Consider the following 16,684-nt stretch of genomic DNA (forward strand, 5'->3'; position numbering starts at 1 on the left):
TACGCAATGAGTGTTGCAGTCAGTGCAACGCACCACTTCAGGAGGCTTGTATGGCCCTGGACACCGGTACCGAAGCCGTCGCCCGTCTCGCCGAGGCGCGTGTCGACCACCGCTTCAAGGGCCTTCCGCCGGACGCCGACGGGCTCACGGTCGGCGAACTGGCCGCCCAGCGCCGCAACCTCTTCACCGGCGGCTTCACCACCCCCGTCCTCGCCCTGTCCGCCGAGCGCCTGACCCACAACCTGGAGCTGATGGAGACCTACGCGACCCGCCACGGCCTGGCCTTCGCCCCGCACGGCAAGACCTCCATGGCCCCGCAGCTCTTCCAACGGCAGATCGACCACGGCGCGTGGGGCATCACCCTCGCGGTCCCCCACCAGGTACGGGTGGCGGTGGCGTACGGCGTCCGGCGGGTCTTCCTGGCGAACGAGGTCGTGGACCCGGCGGCCCTGCGCTGGATCTCCGGCCGGCTCGACGCCGACGACGCCTTCCGCCTCGTCTGCTACGTCGACTCCGTCCGCGGGGTCGAGCTGATGGACGCGGCCCTGCGCGGGGCGCGGCGCCCGCTCGACGTGGTCGTCGAACTGGCCGCCGGCGAGGGCGCCCGCACCGGCGCGCGGACGGAGGCGGAGTGCGCCGCGGTCGCGGACGCGGTGGCCGGCGCGCGCGGCCTGCGGCTGGTGGGTGTGGCGGGCTACGAGGGCGAGGTCCCGCAGGCCGACGCCGAGCGGGTGCGGGCCTGGCTGGGCCGGCTGGTCGCCCTGGCCGTGGAGTTCGACAAGGCGGGGCGGTTCGCGGGCGTGGAGGAGATCGTGGTGAGCGCGGGCGGCAGCGCGTGGTTCGACGCGGTCGCCGACGTCTTCGCCGAGATCCCCGAACTCTCCCTTCCCGTGCTGAAGTTGCTGCGCTCGGGCGCTTACGTCTCGCACGACGACGGCCACTACCGCAAGCTGACGCCCTTCAACCGCGTCCCCGAGGAGGGCGCTCTGGAACCGGCGTTCCGCCTGTGGACGCAGGTCGTCTCCCGGCCCTCCGCCGACCAGGCCTTCGTCAACGCGGGCAAGCGCGACGCGGCCTACGACCTGGACCTGCCCTTCGCCCAGGTGATCCGCCGGGACGGCGCGGAGCGCCCCGCCACCGGTGTCTCGGTCACCGCCCTGTCCGACCAGCACGCCTGGCTGCGCACCACCGGCGAGGCGGATTTGGAGGTCGGCGACTGGGTCGGCCTGGGCCTGTCCCACCCGTGCACGTCCTTCGACAAGTGGGCGCTGATCCCGCTGGCCGAGGCCGACGGCACGGTCGTCGACTACATCCGCACGTTCTTCTAGGAGGTCAGGCGTGGAAGAGCTCGTCATCCGGGACGCGGACGTCGTGGACGGCTCCGGCGAACCGTCGTACCGCGCCGACGTGGTGGTCGACCGCGGGCGGATCGTGTCCGTCGTCAAGGAGGCCGCGGCGGCGGGCTGCCAGCGGCCCCGGGCGATGCGGGAGCTGGACGCGGAGGGGCTGGTCCTCTCCCCCGGCTTCATCGACATGCACGCCCACAGCGACCTCGCCCTGCTGCGCGACCCCGACCACAGCGCGAAGGCCGCGCAGGGCGTCACGCTCGAGGTCCTCGGTCAGGACGGGCTGTCGTACGCGCCCGTCGACGACCGCACGCTCGACGAGGTGCGCCGTGCGATCGCAGGCTGGAACGGCCACGGCGACGACATCGACTTCGACTGGCGGTCGGTGGGCGAGTACCTGGACCGGCTGGACCGGGGCATCGCCGTCAACGCGGCCTATCTGATCCCCCAGGGGACCGTCCGCGCGCTCGCCGTCGGCTGGGAGGACCGCGAGGCGACGCCCGAGGAGCTGGACCGGATGCGGCGGCTGGTGGCCGAGGGGCTGGAGCAGGGCGCGGTCGGCCTGTCCTCCGGCCTCACCTACACGCCCGGCATGTACGCCAAGGAGGCCGAGCTGACCGAGCTGTGCCGGGTGGTGGCCTCGTACGGCGGCTACTACTGCCCGCACCACCGCTCCTACGGCGCGGGCGCCCTGGAGGCGTACGAGGAGATGGTGGCGCTGACCCGGGAGGCGGGCTGTCCGCTCCACCTCGCCCACGCCACGATGAACTTCGGCGTGAACAAGGGCCGTGCGCCGGAGCTGCTGGCCCTCCTGGACGACGCGCTGGCCGCGGGCGCCGACATCACCCTCGACACGTATCCGTACACGCCCGGCTGTACCACGCTCGTGGCGCTGCTGCCGAGCTGGGCGAGCGAGGGCGGGCCCGAGGCGGTGCTGCGGCGGCTGGCGGACGAGGAGACCGCCGAACGGATCCGCCACCACCTGGAGGTCCTCGGCGCGGACGGCTGCCACGGCGTGCCCGTCGAGTGGGACACGATCGAGATCTCGGGCGTCGGCAGCCCCGGCCTCGGCGCGTACGTCGGCCGCACGGTCCAGGAGTCGGCGGACCTGCGCGGCGAGGCCCCGTGGACCACCGCCCGCCGCCTCCTGCTGCAGGACCGGCTGGCCCCGACGATCCTGCAACACGTCGGCCACGAGGAGAACGTCCGGGCGATCATGCGCCACCGGGTGCACACCGGGGGCTCGGACGGCATCCTCCAGGGCGCCAAGCCGCATCCGCGCGCCTACGGCACCTTCCCCCACTACCTCGGCCACTACGTCCGGGAGCTGGGGGTGCTGTCGCTGGAGGAGTGCGTCGCTCACCTCACGGGGCGCCCGGCGGCCCGGCTGCGGCTGCCGGACCGCGGGCTGGTCCGTGAGGGGTACCGGGCCGACCTGGTCCTCTTCGACCCGCGCACGGTCGCGGCGGGCTCCACCTACGACGCCCCGCGCACGCCGCCCACCGGCATCCCGTACGTCCTGGTCGACGGTCGGTTCGTGATCGAGGACGGGCGGCGGACCGACGTACTGGCGGGGCGGGCGGTGCGCAGGACCCCGTCGTAGACCCTTACGGCTTGGGCAGGGTGCAGCCGCTCGCGCTGAGGTTCAGCTGGTTGCGGGTCGTGAAGCAGGCGGGGAACTGGTAGGTCTGCTGGGCGTAGTTGATGCCCTGGCGGACGGTGACGCCGCCGCTCTCGTCGACCTCGCAGGGGTTGTTCACCGTGCAGGTCGCGCCGTCCTCGTTGCCGGTGTTGTTGACGGCGACGACCCTGCCGGTGGCCTGGTCGATCACCGGCGAGCCGGAGGTGCCGCCGATCGTCTGGCAGGCGGAGGTGTAGCGGACCGAGTCCTTCCAGGTCCAGTCGCCCTCCTTCAGCCGGTACACGAACCCGTCGATGGTGCAGCTGTAGAGCCGCTTCCAGTAGCCGGAGGCGACCGTGATCGCGGTGCCGGCGGTGGGGTGGGTGTCCTGGACGGTGAGCGCGCTGATGCCGTAGGAGTTCCGGATGGTCGCGTAGCTGGTGGTGAGCTGGTAGATCGTCGCGTCCGTGTCGGTCATCGTCGCGTAGGCGATCTTGCTGGCGCGCAGCGTGGCGACGCGGGTGCCGGCGGAGTTCAGCAGGCCGAAGGTGCGGCTGGAGGCGCGGTTGACGATCACCTGGCCGGGCGCCGGGAAGCCGGTCTCCAGGCAGTGGCCGTTGGTGAGCACGAGCGCCGGGTCGGTGTCGAGGGACTTCGGGAAGCGCACGACGGACCCGGAACAGTTGCTCAGCGCGACGGTCCCGGCGAGGGTGACGGCCTGGAGGGCCGGCGACGCGGCCCGGGCGTCGGCCCGCTCCGCGGCCGTCGGCTCGGCGGCCGTCGGCTCGGCGGTGGCCGCCGGAGCCGCGGTCACGGGCGCCGCGACCGCGGGTGCCGCGCCGGCCCCGGCGATCGCCAGGGCGAAGAGCGCGGCGACGAGAGGCTTTCTCATGTGGGGGTCCCCTCTTATGACGAGGCGACCGGAGATCTTCCGGTCGCCCGCTGGTTTGTCATGCGCATTGTTAGTGCGCGGAGGGGAGACGACAAGGACCGCTTTTCAGCCGGGACCGGGCGCCCCGCGGAACCTCCGATTCAGGAGGCGCACCCGCCCACCGGGGCCCCCTGGAAGCCCCGCCCGCGGTACGCCCGGCTCAGGAGGAGCGCACCCACCTACCGGGGGCCTTTGGAAGCCCCCGGACCCCGCCCCTTCCCGTTGGTCTTGCCGGAGGGAGACGCGGAAGGGGAACTCACGGCGGCCGGCGCGGAACTCGTGACCGCGCTCGCCGAAGGGGACGCAGCGGGCGCCTCGGACGCGGTGGCGCTCGCGGACGGCCCGGCACTCGGCCCGGCAGACGCATCGCGCGCCGGCTCCGCGGTACCGGCGGAGCCCGAGACGGACGGAGACACGGACTCCGCGGGCGCCGCCGGCTCGCCGGATGCCGACCGCGTGCCGTCCGGCCTCCCGTGTTCCGCGTCCTCGGCGCCCCCGGAAAGGGTCAGCCCCGCGATCAGAGCCGCCACGGACACGACCCCGAGCGCCCCGGCGCCGACCGCCACACGGCCCGGCCGGCGTGCCGCACGCCGCCGGTCGGCACGGCCACCCGCCCCGTCGGCCGGGGAGCCGGCCGCGGCGCCGACACGAGGCAGCTCGGCCGTCTCGTCGTACGCGTTCTGCCAGCCGTGCGCGACGGCCGGATCGGCATACCCGTCGTACGCCGGCGCGTCCTCGCCGCTCGGGAGGTACACATTCGGCCGCACCGGGGGCATCCCACTTTCACCTGGCCTGGACATGACCGCGCATTGTAGATACCGGTGGTGCGCCTGGGACAGCGGACGGCGATACCCCCACAAACCGCTCGTCTCACGTGGCGGAAAACACCCCCCGCGGAGCGTTACCGAGCCGTAAGCTCCCAGTCATGCAGGTGATCCAGTCGACGAAGCTCGCCAACGTCTGTTACGAGATCCGGGGCCCGGTTCTCGAGGAGGCGATGCGCCTGGAAGCGGCAGGGCACCGCATCCTCAAGCTGAACACCGGGAACCCGGCCGCCTTCGGCTTCGACTGCCCGCCGGAGATCCTGGAGGACATCCTCCGCAACGTCTCCTCGGCCCACGGCTACGGCGACGCGAAGGGCCTGCTGGCCGCGCGCCGGGCGGTCGTCATGCACAACCAGACCCTGGGCATCGAGACCGACGTCGAGCACGTCTTCATCGGCAACGGGGTCTCCGAGCTGATCGTGATGGCGATGCAGGGCCTGCTGGACGACGGCGACGAGGTCCTCGTCCCGGCGCCGGACTACCCGCTGTGGACGGCGGCGGTCTCACTCTCCGGCGGCACGGCCGTCCACTACCGCTGCGACGAGCAGTCGGACTGGATGCCGGACCTCGCGGACGTCGAGCGCAAGGTCACCGACCGCACCAAGGCGATCGTCATCATCAACCCGAACAACCCGACGGGCGCGGTGTACGACGAGGCGATGATCCGCGGTCTGACGGACATCGCCCGCCGCCACAACCTGCTGGTCTGCTCCGACGAGATCTACGACAAGATCCTCTACGACGGCGCCCGGCACACCCCGACCGCCGCGGTCGCCCCGGACCTGCTGACCCTCACCTTCAACGGCATGTCGAAGGCGTACCGGGTGGCCGGCTACCGGGTCGGCTGGATGTCCATCTCCGGCCCGCGCGCCCACGCCGACTCCTACATCGAAGGCCTGACGATTCTGGCGAACATGCGGCTGTGCGCCAACATGCCGGGGCAGCACGGGGTCGTGGCCGCACTGAGCGGACGCCAGTCCATCAACGACCTCGTCCTGCCGGGCGGGCGGCTCAAGGAGCAGATGGACACGGCGTACGAGCTGCTCACCCAGATCCCAGGCGTGACGTGCGTACGGCCGAAGGGGGCGCTGTACCTCTTCCCGCGGCTGGACCCGACGGTGTTCAAGATCAAGGACGACCGGCGGATGGTCCTGGACCTGCTACGGCGGGAGAAGATCATGGTCGTCCAGGGCACCGGCTTCAACTGGCCGGAGCCGGACCACTTCCGGGTGGTGACCCTGCCGACGGTGACGGACCTGCGGGACGCGATGGGCCGCATCGGTCGCTTCCTGGACGGCTACAGCCAGCCCTGAGCTCACCCTGCGTGGTCACACAGGTCTGATCTTGCGGTCGGCTCAACTTTAGACGGAATCTAAGCTAGGATGGCTTCCTGTCAGAGCACGGGAGGCCATCCTCATGTACGAACCGATCCGCACCAAGTCGGTCCACAGCACGATGGCCGGCGCCACCTCCGACTTCCCTCACCGGTCCCGCGAGGAGGAGCTGGACATCCAGCTCGCGGGCCATCTCGCCGCGCTGCTCGCCGTCACCGACGAGCTGCGCGCGCCGGCACCGTCCACCGACCTGGACAACGCGGCCGAACGGCTCGCGCAGCAGGTGGCCCGGCTGCGGGGAGGACGGACGCCGGTCCGTACGACCCCGACCGCCAACCGGTCCGAGCCGCCGCTGGCGGCGCTCCACCAGCGGGCGCACACGCTGGCGGGCCGCGCGCTCGTCGTCGCGGCGTCCCGCGCGGACACGGCGGCGGCGATCCTGGCGGCACAGCGCATGGACGCGCACGCCGCCGCGCTGGCGGAAGAGGAACTGACCGCCGCCGGCTGACCCCTCTGGGGTCCCTCGAACGGCCCCGGTCCGCGTGCACCCGCAGCGACGCGCGGACCGGGCGCCATGAACGGCACATCCGCGTCGACGGCCGCGCCCACTCTGCGGCGCAGTGACGCGATCCCTTCGAACGACGCGTGCGGGACGCGTTCCGATGTCGGTGGCGCCGGTGACGGAGGACGTCCTCGACATCCTGGGTCCGCTTCGAGGGCACGAGCGGGGATCTCGTCCACCGCCAGCTCACCGCCCGGACCACCCACGCCCCGGCCGGCCGACGGGCGAGGGCCCGCCGTCGTCCTCGCGTCGGGGCGGACGGAGGACGACGGCGGGCCCAGGGCCCCGCACGCCGTTGTGCGGAGCCTCGCCGGTCCATGGTGCTCACCGCGGCCGGCCGTGACGATGTTGCTGGTCAGGGCACGATCGGAGCCGGCCGCGGCGTCTTGGGTGGGCTCACTCAGCCCAGGCGCTGCACCAGTGCGCGGTACTCGTCCCACAGCTCCTTGGGCGTGTGGTCGCCGAAGGTGTTGAGGTGCTCGGGGACCAGGGCGGCCTCCTCGCGCCACACCTCCTTGTCGACGGTGAGCAGGAGGTCCAGGTCCTTGTCGGCCAGCTCCAGGCCGTCGGTGTCCAGGGCCTCCTTGGTCGGCAGGATGCCGATCGGCGTCTCGACGCCCTCGGCCCTGCCCTCCAGGCGCTCCACGATCCACTTCAGGACGCGGGAGTTCTCGCCGAAGCCGGGCCAGACGAACTTGCCCTCGTCGTCCTTGCGGAACCAGTTGACGTAGTAGATCTTCGGCAGCTTGGACGGGTCCTTGTCCTTGGCGACGTCGATCCAGTGGCCCATGTAGTCGCCCATGTTGTAGCCGCAGAACGGCAGCATGGCGAACGGGTCGCGGCGCAGCTCACCGACCTTGCCCTCGGCGGCGGCGGTCTTCTCGGAGGCCACGTTGGCACCGAGGAAAACGCCGTGGTTCCAGTCGAAGGACTCGGTCACCAGCGGGACGGCTGTGGCGCGGCGCCCGCCGAAGAGGATCGCCGAGATCGGCACGCCCTTGGGGTCCTCCCACTCGGGCGCGATGATCGGGCACTGGGCCGCGGGGACGGTGAAGCGGGCGTTGGGGTGGGCGGCGGGCGTCCCGGACTCCGGCGTCCAGTCGTTGCCCTTCCAGTCGGTGAGGTGGGCCGGGGTCTCCTCCGTCATGCCCTCCCACCAGATGTCGTTGTCGTCCGTGAGCGCCACGTTCGTGAAGACCGAGTTGCCCCACAGCGTCTTCATCGCGTTGGCGTTGGTGTGCTCGCCGGTGCCGGGCGCGACGCCGAAGAAGCCGGCCTCGGGGTTGATGGCGTACAGGCGGCCGTCCTCGCCGAAGCGCATCCAGGCGATGTCGTCGCCGATCGTCTCGACCGTCCAGCCGGAGATCGTCGGCTCGAGCATGGCGAGGTTGGTCTTGCCGCAGGCGCTCGGGAAGGCGGCGGCGACGTACTTGGACTCGCCCTGCGGCGGGGTGAGCTTGAGGATGAGCATGTGCTCGGCGAGCCAGCCCTCGTCGCGGGCCATGACGGAGGCGATGCGCAGGGCGTAGCACTTCTTGCCGAGCAGGGCGTTGCCGCCGTAGCCGGAACCGTAGGACCAGATCTCGCGGGTCTCCGGGAAGTGGGAGATGTACTTGGTCTGGTTGCAGGGCCACGGGACGTCCTGCTGGCCGGGCTCCAGCGGGGCGCCGAGGGTGTGCACGGCCTTCACGAAGAAGCCCTCGGAGCCGAGCTCGTCCAGAACCGGCCGGCCCATCCGGGTCATGGTGCGCATGGAGACGGCGACGTAGGCCGAGTCGGTGATCTCGACGCCGATCGCGGAGAGCGGGGAGCCGAGCGGGCCCATGCAGAAGGGCACGACGTACATGGTCCGGCCGCGCATCGAGCCGCGGAAGAGGCCCTTCTCGCCCTGGAAGATCTCCCGCATCTCGGCGGGGGCCTTCCAGTGGTTGGTCGGGCCCGCGTCCTGCTCCTTCTCGGAGCAGATGAAGGTGCGGTCCTCGACCCGGGCGACGTCGGTCGGGTCGGAGGCCGCGTAGTAGGAGTTCGGGCGTTTGATCGGGTCGAGTTTCCGGAAGGTGCCCTTCTCGACCAGCTCATCGCAGAGCCGCTGGTACTCGGCCTCGGATCCGTCACACCAGACCACGTTGTCCGGCTGCGTCAGTTCGGCGATCTCGTTCACCCACGAGATCAGTTCCTGGTGCTGGGTGGGGATGACGGGGGGAGCCGCGATGTCGCGCGCCACGATCGCTCCTAGGTGAGGGATTTTGTCCTTGTCTGCCCCGTGGGGGCCGCGGCCCGGATGCTTCGCAGCGAGCTGCTGAGCGCTCATCCGGTGCCGACCGCACTCATTTGATCATCCGACGCTCCAGCGCATCTGTCCAGAGGACGTCACAGATGAGCAGGGTGAGGCTCGCCACGTGTACCCCCGGGGCACTCTTCCCACACGTGGGGGTGACCGTGAGATGATGGCCACTCTTCGTGCCTCATCTCGCCCGACCGATCCGTTACTTACGGTTCCGTAGGTACGATGCGGCGCATGACTGCGTCCGCCCCTGACGCGCCCACGGACACGCCGGCCGCCGGCCGCGGTCCCGTCGCGCTCTCCCTGCCGCATCCGGTCAAGCCCAAGCTCCGCGGCTGGCTGCACCTCGGCATGTTCCCGGCCGCCCTCATCGCGGGCCTCGTGCTCACCGCGCTCGCCGACTCCGCGCGCGGCCGCGTCGCCTGCGGCATCTACGCCCTCACCGCGTGCCTGCTGTTCGGTGTGAGCGCGCTGTACCACCGGGGCAACTGGTCCCCGCGCATGGACGGCATCCTGCGCCGCCTCGACCACGCGAACATCTTCCTGATCATCGCGGGCACCTACACCCCGCTCACCCTGCTGCTCCTGCCGGAGGCCAAGGGCCAGTGGCTGCTGTGGGGCATCTGGGCCGCCGCGGTGGCCGGGATCGTGTTCCGGGTGTTCTGGGTCGGCGCACCGCGCTGGCTCTACACCCCCTGCTACATCGCGATGGGCTGGGCGGCCGTCTTCTTCCTGCCGGATTTCCTGCGCACCGGCGGCATCGCCGTGCTGGTCCTCGTCGTCGTCGGCGGCCTGCTCTACAGCGCGGGCGGCGTGATCTACGGCATCAAGCGGCCCAACCCCTCACCGCGGTGGTTCGGCTTCCACGAGGTCTTCCACTCCTTCACGCTGGCCGCCTTCGTCGTGCACTACGTCGGCATCTCGCTGGTGGCGTACCAGCACGCGTAGACCTTCTTCCGCCTCCTCCCAGGGCCACGGCTTGCGAGCCGTGGCCCTTTCGCGTGCGCCGACGACCACCCCGACAGCGGAGACCATCATGACAACGCATCGCCCCTCCTCGTCCACCGCTGCTTCCTGCTCAGCACCGTCGCCGCGACCCTGGTGATGTTCGTCCTGTCCGGGCTGCTGTTCGTCCTGCCGCCCTACCTCCAGGCCGTCCAGGGCAACGACGCCCTCGGCACCGGCATCCGCCTGCTCCCGCTGGTCGGCGGCTTCACGGTGGCCGCGAAGGCGGTCCCGCCCCCGCGCCGCCCGGTTCGGGGCGCGCGCCTCGGTCGCCGCGGGCCTGGCGGTCCTCGCCTTCGCCGGCCTCCTCGGCGGCCGCACCGCGACCGGCTCCGGATACGGCTTCACCGCGCTGTGGCTCGTGATCACCGGCCTGGGCTTCGGCTTAGCCCTCCTGCCGGCCATGACCGGGCGCTCGCCACCCTGCCCGCCGACCACGCCGGCAGCGGCTCCGACCTGCTGATGACCTTCCGTCAGGTCGGCGCGGCGATCGGCATCGCGGTGCTCGGCAGCCTGCTCTCCGCCGCCTTCCGCGACCGTCTCGACGTGACCGGTCTGCCCGCGGGGGCCGCCGACACCGCCGGGGACTCGGTGGTCGCCGCCCACCTGATCGCCGAGCGGGCGGGCTCCGCGCCCCTCGCCGCCTCGGCGAACGGCGTGTACGTCCACGGCATGGGCCTGGTCCTGATCGTGTGCGGTGTCGCCGCCCTGGTCTCGGCGCTGCTGGCGGCCGTGTTCCTGCCGGGGACGGCGCGCCGCACGGAAGCCGACGCGCCAGGCATGGCCGCCCCGACGGCCGATGCCCGACAATGACCAGCATGACGGCCGCACGTTCCCCCCTCGCCCCCGCCGACCGCCCCCGGCTCGGCCTCCGCGAACGCAAGAAGATCAAGACGCGCGAGGCGATCCGCTCGGCGACCTACGCGCTGGTCACGGAGCACGGGTACGAGGCCACCACGATCGAGCAGATCGCCGAGCGGGCCGAGGTGTCACCGTCGACCGTCTTCCGCTACTTCCCGACCAAGGAGGACATCGTCCTCACGGACGAGTACGACCCGGTCCTGCTGGAGGGCCTGCGGTCCCGGCCCGCCGAGGAACCCTGGCCGGAGAGCATCCGGCACGTGATGCGCGAGGCCATACGCACCGGCGTCGACGAGGACGTCGAGGTGGCGCGGCTGCGCACCCGGCTGATGGTCGAGGTCCCCGCGGTGCGCTCCCGGATGATGGAGAGCATGTCGGTCACCGGCCGCACGCTCTGCGCCGCCATCGGCGAGCGCACCGGCCGCGATCCCGACGGCCTGGAGGTGCGGGTCTACGCGATGGCCCTCATCGGCGGGCTGATGGAGGCGTCCCTGTACTGGGCCGAGCGGGGCCACCAGGACGACCTCACCTCCCTCGTCGACCGCGCCCTCGCGGTCCTCCAGCACGGCCTCCCCCGGGAAAACCCCTGAGGCTCCGCCGCTCCCCCGTGCCATCCTGACCGAGTGAGCACACCCGAGATCCACGTCGAAGTCGCGCCCGAGCTTGCCCTGTTCGTCCCGCACGCCCGGCGCGGGGGCGTCCGCCCCCTCGCCGTCGACGGGGTCTCCACCCTGGGGCACGTCGTCGAGTCGCTCGGCGTCCCGCTGACCGAGGTCGGCGCGCTGGTCGTCGACGGCCGTCCGGTGCCGGTCTCGCACATCCCGGCGCACGGCGAGGCGGTGAGCGTCCGCCCGGTCGAGCGCCCGCAGCGGGTTCCGGGGGCGCCCCTGCGCTTCCTCCTCGACGTCCACCTCGGCACCCTCGCCCGCCGGCTGCGCCTGCTCGGCGTGGACACGGCGTACGAGTCCACCGACATCGGCGACCCGGCGCTCGCCGCCCGCTCCGCCGCCGAGAAGCGGGTCATGCTCAGCCGCGACCGCGGCCTGCTGCGCCGCCGCGAACTGTGGGCCGGCGCGTTCGTGTACAGCACCCGCCCCGACGACCAACTCCGGGACGTCCTCGACCGGTTCGCGCCCGAGCTGCACCCGTGGACGCGCTGCACCGCGTGCAACGGGCTGCTGAAGGAGGCGAGCAAGGACGAGGTCGCCCACCAGCTGAAGCACGGCACGCAGCGGTCGTACGACGTGTTCGCGCAGTGCCGGGAGTGCGGGCGGGCGTACTGGAAGGGCGCGCACCACGAACAGCTGGAGGCCATCGTGGAGCGCGCCCTGGAGGAGTTCGCGGGCGACCGCTAGCCCTACGTCCTCCTCACGTCGCCCTTTCCACAGGCGATGCCGTCCTTGTTGCGGTCCAGGCCGTGGCGGTCACGGCCGCCGACCGGGAGGCCGGTGCCGTAGCCCTTCTTCTTGAGCCAGTCGCACCGCTCGGCGATCTTGTCCACCTTCTTCGGGAAGGTCCACGGCACGCACTGGCTGATGGTGCCGTAGGAGTGGTCGCAGCCGTCGAAGCCGGCGGGCATCTTGTGGCCCTTGTGCCCCTGGTGGTGCTGGATGTCGGTCCTGGCGGTGCTCCTCGGGCTCACCGTGCTCTTCTCGCTCGCCGGAACCTCGGTCAGGTCCTCAGCGAACTGCTGCACCCGGGCCGCCGCGACCTGGCCGCTCCCGCCGATGCGCACCCACTTGGACACCGACGGAACGCCGTTCGCGTCCACCACCGACAGCATGTACCAGCCGGGAGGCGCCAGGTTGGGATTGCTGGTCAGGCTGAGGTCGATGGTGTTGCCCTCGACCGTCATCGGCAGGTCCACGTAACGCTGGTTGGGGTCGGAGGAGTGGGTGATCGCGGCCGGGCGGATCAGGGACGCCTTGACCACCGGCTTGTCGACCGTGATGCGCTGCGCGGTGCCGTACGCCCAGGTGGTATTGGCCACCGAGGTGATCTGCGGCCGGTCGCCCTTGAACAGGTACGGCGGCTTGTAGATCGACACACGCTGGTCGAAGGAGCCGTCGCCCGGGTTGTCACCGACGCTCAGGACGCGGCCGTCGGGGAGCAGCAGGGACGAGGAGTGGTACGTCCGCGGGACCGGGTCGGTGGCCAGGCCCGGCTCGAACCTGTTGGTCGCCGGGTCGTACATCGACGCCTCGAAGACGGGGTCCTCGCGGTAGGTGTGCAGGGCGCCGCCGGTCTCCAGGACCTTGCCGTCCGGGAGGATGACCGCCGAGACGTACACCTTGCCCTGGTCGCCGGTCTGCGGGGTGCCGTCCTGGTAGTGGCCCTGCGGCAGGTCGGGCCCGGGTACGTACCGCGGCGCGTCGGCCTTCATGTCGATGACGTCGACGAGCCGGTGCGCGTCGGGCGAGACGGTGTGGTTGCCGCCGCCGATGGTGATGACCTTCTGGTCCTGTGCGGGCGGCAGCAGCACCGACATGGACTGGTCCCGCTCGTCCTTCTTGCGCAGGCCCGGCACGTCCGCGATGGTCCCGGCCTGGTAGTCGTAGACGGAGGCTCCGGTGCCGGGCAGGCCGTTGCCGAAGACGTGGCTGCCGGTGTAGAAGAGGCGGCCGTCCTGGAGCAGGATCATCGACGGGTACAGGCCCCAGAAGGACCAGGCCTGCTTGGCCTCGCCGAGCGGCAGCCACTTGTTCTGGGCGTAGGAGAAGTGCTCGTTGACGACCGTGCCCGAGGAGTCCTCGGCGAGTCCGCCCAGCGAGATGACGTCACCGTTGCCCATCGCGGTCGCCGACGGGTACCAGTGGCCCGCCAGCATGTCGTTGACCTTGATGTACTTGTTCTGGTCCGGGTCGAAGACGTAGCTGGACCGCAGGCCCTTGTAGCCGACGCTGCCGTCGGGCAGGGCGTAGTCCTTGTTGCCGCCCATGACCAGCACGCGGCCGTCGGGGAGCTGGACGTGTCCGGCGCAGAAGAAGTCCTCCGGCGTCGGGATGTCGGTGTAGGTGCCGGCCACCGGGTCGTAGACGGACGTCTTGAAGGTGCCGGCCTCGAACATGTCGAGGTCGTTGCCGGAACCGGCGATCAGCAGCACCTTGCCGGTGTGCAGCAGCACCGAGTGGATGGCCCGGACGGGCATCTCGGTGGTCTGCACGGTCCACTCCCCCTTGCACTCCGGTCCCGTGCCGCCCGTGGTGCAGGGGTCGGGGCCGGAGGGGACGGTGGCGTCCGTCATCGCGTAGTCGTCGGTGGTGAGGGTGCCCACGCCGTAGAGGGCGCCGCCCCAGGTGATCCGGTCGGTGCCCGGCGGGATGACCGGGGTGCGGACCTCGGTGCGGGTCCAGCCGGCGGACTGCTGCAGGGTCTTGAGGTCGGTCCAGTAGACCCAGCCCTGGACGGTGTCGTGACGGAACAGGGTGAACGCCACGTTCGGCGTCGTGGACTTGTACCAGAACGACAGGTCGTACTGGTGGTCCGGAGTGACCTGCGGAGCGCAGGTGTTCTCCAGCATCATCGTCTTGCGGTCACCGTCGGCGCGCCGGGTCAGCTCGATGCGCACGGCCCGGCTGCCGGAGTGGGCGTCGTCGGTGACGGTGAAGGTGAAGTCGTTGTCCCCCCAGCCCGACTTCTCGAAGCACTGCGGGAACTGGGAGGGCCCGTCGAGGATCTCCAGGCCCGGGTTCCTGACCAGGTTGGTGGCGGCGGTGGCGGGTTGGGCGCCCAGCGGGCTGAGCCCGAGGGCGGCGGCGAAGAGCATGAGGGCGGTCAGCAGCAGACGGGTGGTTCTTCCGCGCGGCAGCGACCGCCGCCATGGTTGTCTTCGGGCTCCGTACATGGTGGTTCCCCCCTTGTTCACGAGCCCCCCGGCATTACGGGTGGTGCGTCATTCGTCGTTGTCGATGCGGAGGATGTCGATCCGTCCGCCGCCCTCGCCGAAGGTGGCGACGGGCGTGCCGTGCGCGAACAGGGCCCGCAGGGTGGGCAGGTGTTCACGCTCACCGCGCAGGGCCGCGGTGGACACGACGTAGTCGATGTCCTTCCAGCCGTGCGGCAGTGTCTTGGTGACCGCCGGGTCCTGGTCGAGCTTGTAGTGCCAGATGACACCGGTGCCCGGGCGGTAGCCGGCGTCGACCGCGTCGAGCCACAGCACGCCGTCGGTGACGATGCGTACCTTCGCGCGGTCGCCGACGGGTGTTTCGCGCAGCCAGCGCGAGGCGTCGTGGTAGACGCCGTTGTCGTCGGCGTTCACGGCGGCGCGGTCCCGTTCGTACCAGTGCGGTCCGGCGAAGGCCGCGGCGGCGGCCACGGCCGCGACGGCGGCGGCGGTCCGCAGGTGCGGCCTGCCGGGCAGCCGGGTCACCACGGCCTGGGCGAGCCCGGCCAGGGTGAGCGCCAGGAACGGCAGGACCTGCACGATGTACATCTGCGGCAGGTATCCGCCGGGCCGCAGGGCGACCAGCGCCAGCACGAGGACGGCGAGGGCGGCCGGCCGCAGCCGTCGCACGGCGAACGCGCACAGGGCCGCGGCGGCACCGCCGATCAGCAGGTACGGGTCCCGGTCCAGCCAGTCGGTGAACAGCAGGTGGGCATCGGTGCCCTCCTCGAAGGCCGATCCGCTGCCCTCGCGTCCGCCGAGCTGGAACTTGAGCGTGCCGAGCAGCGACACGTGTCCGTCGCCGGGGAACAGCTCGCCCTTGAGCAGGGCGTACAGCGGATAGAACAGGCCGGTCAGGACGAAGCCGGAGCCGAAGCCGGCGAAGGAGAACTTGCGGGTGCTGGGGTGGCTGCCCTGCCACAGGGTGACCAGCAGGACGGGCAGCAGGACCCCGATGGTCTCCTTGGAGAGCACCGCCACCGCGAACGCCATGCCGGCCGCGACGTGGTGCCACAGGTGACGGCGCGGTGAGAGCGCGAACGCGAAGGACGCCAGCACCCACAGCACGGCGAGGTTGTCGAGGTAGATCTGCCGGTGCAGCACCACGGCGAGCGGCGACAGCGCGTACAGCAGCATCGCGACGGCGGCCGTGGGACGGGCCAGGCCGAGGCGCCGGCCGATGACGTAGACGAGGACCATCGACACCGCGGCCACCGGCAGCATGGCGATCCGCCCCTGCACGAAGGTGGGCAGGTCGGGCAGGAGCCAGTTCGGCAGCCAGGAGAAGCCGGCGAGCTGGATCCAGCCCAGCGGCGGGTGGTCGTACCAGTAGGTGTAATGCGCGAGTTCTCCGTGCTGTACGGCCCACGCCTGCGCGAGATAGGTGCCCTCGTCGTCATTCGGGAAGGGGTAATTACCGATTCCGAGGATCCTCACCACGAGACCGGCGAGGAATACGGGGGCAACCCAGAAAACATCATTCCGTAACACGCTTCCGCGTATGGAGGTGCGCCCACTGCCCGAATCTCCCGGCGTCGGCCGGGAAACGGAAGACGAACCTTCGGAAACTGCGGTTTCGGACGCATCACGCGCACGTGTGTGCGGTATTGCGGTCCCCATGCGGAATCCCCCCACCCACTTCTAGGCCTGACGACAGCCGTGGGCCTCCCCCTTGAAACCCCCCGGAATCAGGCATGCCGGAGCATCATGACACACGTCCGGGCCCGATATGAGCGAAACCTAAGATTCCGTTTGCGTCGGCGATCATCACGGCGAGGCCACATTGCGGTGGAAATGCCGAACCTGCTAACTTCGGCCATACTTTGCTCGTGAGCCCGCTTCGATCATGCGCGAAAACTCCGGGGAACCGGGGAGGGGACCGGCCGGGAACCGGCCCCTCGCCAAGGGCCACGAATGATCGCGAGTACCGCTGGAAGTCCCGTCGGCCGGGGGGCCGCAGACGGACGGGAACATTCCACGTACGTACGAGTTGAACAACCGTTCACATCAAGGGTGACCAAGAAAGACCGAGG

Annotated in this window: 11 protein-coding genes and 1 pseudogene; 8 read left to right on the forward strand and 4 right to left on the reverse strand. The window is 71.1% G+C overall.

Annotated features, from left to right (window positions below; all coding sequences use genetic code 11):
- Positions 1-50: 50 nt before the first annotated feature.
- Together ACIHAR_RS31485 and ACIHAR_RS31490 are read left to right on the forward strand one after the other, a co-directional pair.
- Positions 51-1,328: an alanine racemase gene (locus ACIHAR_RS31485; protein ID WP_400022806.1), complete on the forward strand. Its 1,278-nt coding sequence runs from the start codon at positions 51-53 to the stop codon at positions 1,326-1,328.
- 10 nt (positions 1,329-1,338) lie between these two features.
- Positions 1,339-2,949, forward strand: a complete 1,611-nt coding sequence (locus ACIHAR_RS31490; RefSeq protein WP_400022807.1) for an amidohydrolase family protein — start codon at positions 1,339-1,341, stop codon at positions 2,947-2,949.
- A gap of 4 nt (positions 2,950-2,953) precedes the next feature.
- Here ACIHAR_RS31490 and ACIHAR_RS31495 read toward each other — a convergent pair whose 3' ends face one another.
- Entirely contained in the window at positions 2,954-3,859 is a 906-nt protein-coding gene (locus tag ACIHAR_RS31495) for a serine protease (RefSeq protein ID WP_400022808.1), read from the reverse strand.
- 964 nt (positions 3,860-4,823) lie between these two features.
- Between ACIHAR_RS31495 and ACIHAR_RS31500 the strand changes: the two genes are divergently transcribed.
- Complete coding sequence (locus ACIHAR_RS31500; RefSeq protein WP_365461296.1) at positions 4,824-6,035, forward strand: pyridoxal phosphate-dependent aminotransferase; 1,212 nt, start codon at positions 4,824-4,826, stop codon at positions 6,033-6,035.
- A gap of 103 nt (positions 6,036-6,138) precedes the next feature.
- A complete protein-coding gene (locus ACIHAR_RS31505) occupies positions 6,139-6,564 on the forward strand; it encodes a hypothetical protein (RefSeq protein ID WP_365461294.1) in 426 nt (141 codons plus the stop codon).
- 454 nt (positions 6,565-7,018) lie between these two features.
- Here ACIHAR_RS31505 and ACIHAR_RS31510 read toward each other — a convergent pair whose 3' ends face one another.
- The gene (locus ACIHAR_RS31510) at positions 7,019-8,842 is read right to left on the reverse strand and encodes a phosphoenolpyruvate carboxykinase (GTP) (RefSeq protein WP_365461292.1); all 1,824 of its coding nucleotides are present in this window, start codon (positions 8,840-8,842) and stop codon (positions 7,019-7,021) included.
- Positions 8,843-9,136: 294 nt separating this feature from the next.
- On the opposite strand from ACIHAR_RS31510, the gene ACIHAR_RS31515 reads away from it, so the two are divergent.
- From ACIHAR_RS31515 to ACIHAR_RS31530, 4 genes and pseudogenes are all read left to right on the forward strand, one after another.
- Positions 9,137-9,850 (forward strand): hemolysin III family protein, encoded by a 714-nt coding sequence (locus ACIHAR_RS31515; RefSeq protein ID WP_400022809.1) that lies wholly within the window; start codon positions 9,137-9,139, stop codon positions 9,848-9,850.
- 105 nt (positions 9,851-9,955) lie between these two features.
- Positions 9,956-10,720 (forward strand): annotated as a pseudogene (locus ACIHAR_RS31520) (MFS transporter); the annotation flags it as partial.
- Positions 10,717-11,358, forward strand: coding sequence for a TetR family transcriptional regulator (locus ACIHAR_RS31525; protein ID WP_365461289.1), 642 nt, complete (start codon positions 10,717-10,719; stop codon positions 11,356-11,358). The pseudogene ACIHAR_RS31520 and the gene ACIHAR_RS31525, both read left to right, overlap by 4 nt.
- A 33-nt stretch (positions 11,359-11,391) precedes the next feature.
- Entirely contained in the window at positions 11,392-12,123 is a 732-nt protein-coding gene (locus ACIHAR_RS31530) for a Mut7-C RNAse domain-containing protein (RefSeq protein ID WP_400022810.1), read from the forward strand.
- A 2-nt stretch (positions 12,124-12,125) separates the two neighbouring features.
- Here the strand turns inward: ACIHAR_RS31530 and ACIHAR_RS31535 are convergent, their stop codons facing one another.
- Together ACIHAR_RS31535 and ACIHAR_RS31540 are read right to left on the reverse strand one after the other, a co-directional pair.
- Positions 12,126-14,612: a galactose oxidase-like domain-containing protein gene (locus tag ACIHAR_RS31535; RefSeq protein WP_400022811.1), complete on the reverse strand. Its 2,487-nt coding sequence runs from the start codon at positions 14,610-14,612 to the stop codon at positions 12,126-12,128.
- Positions 14,613-14,660: 48 nt separating this feature from the next.
- A complete protein-coding gene (locus tag ACIHAR_RS31540) occupies positions 14,661-16,088 on the reverse strand; it encodes an ArnT family glycosyltransferase (RefSeq protein WP_400022812.1) in 1,428 nt (475 codons plus the stop codon).
- Between the last annotated feature and the right edge of the window lie 596 nt (positions 16,089-16,684).

This window comes from Streptomyces sp. NPDC052016, assembly GCF_044548445.1.
GTDB lineage: Bacteria > Actinomycetota > Actinomycetes > Streptomycetales > Streptomycetaceae > Streptomyces.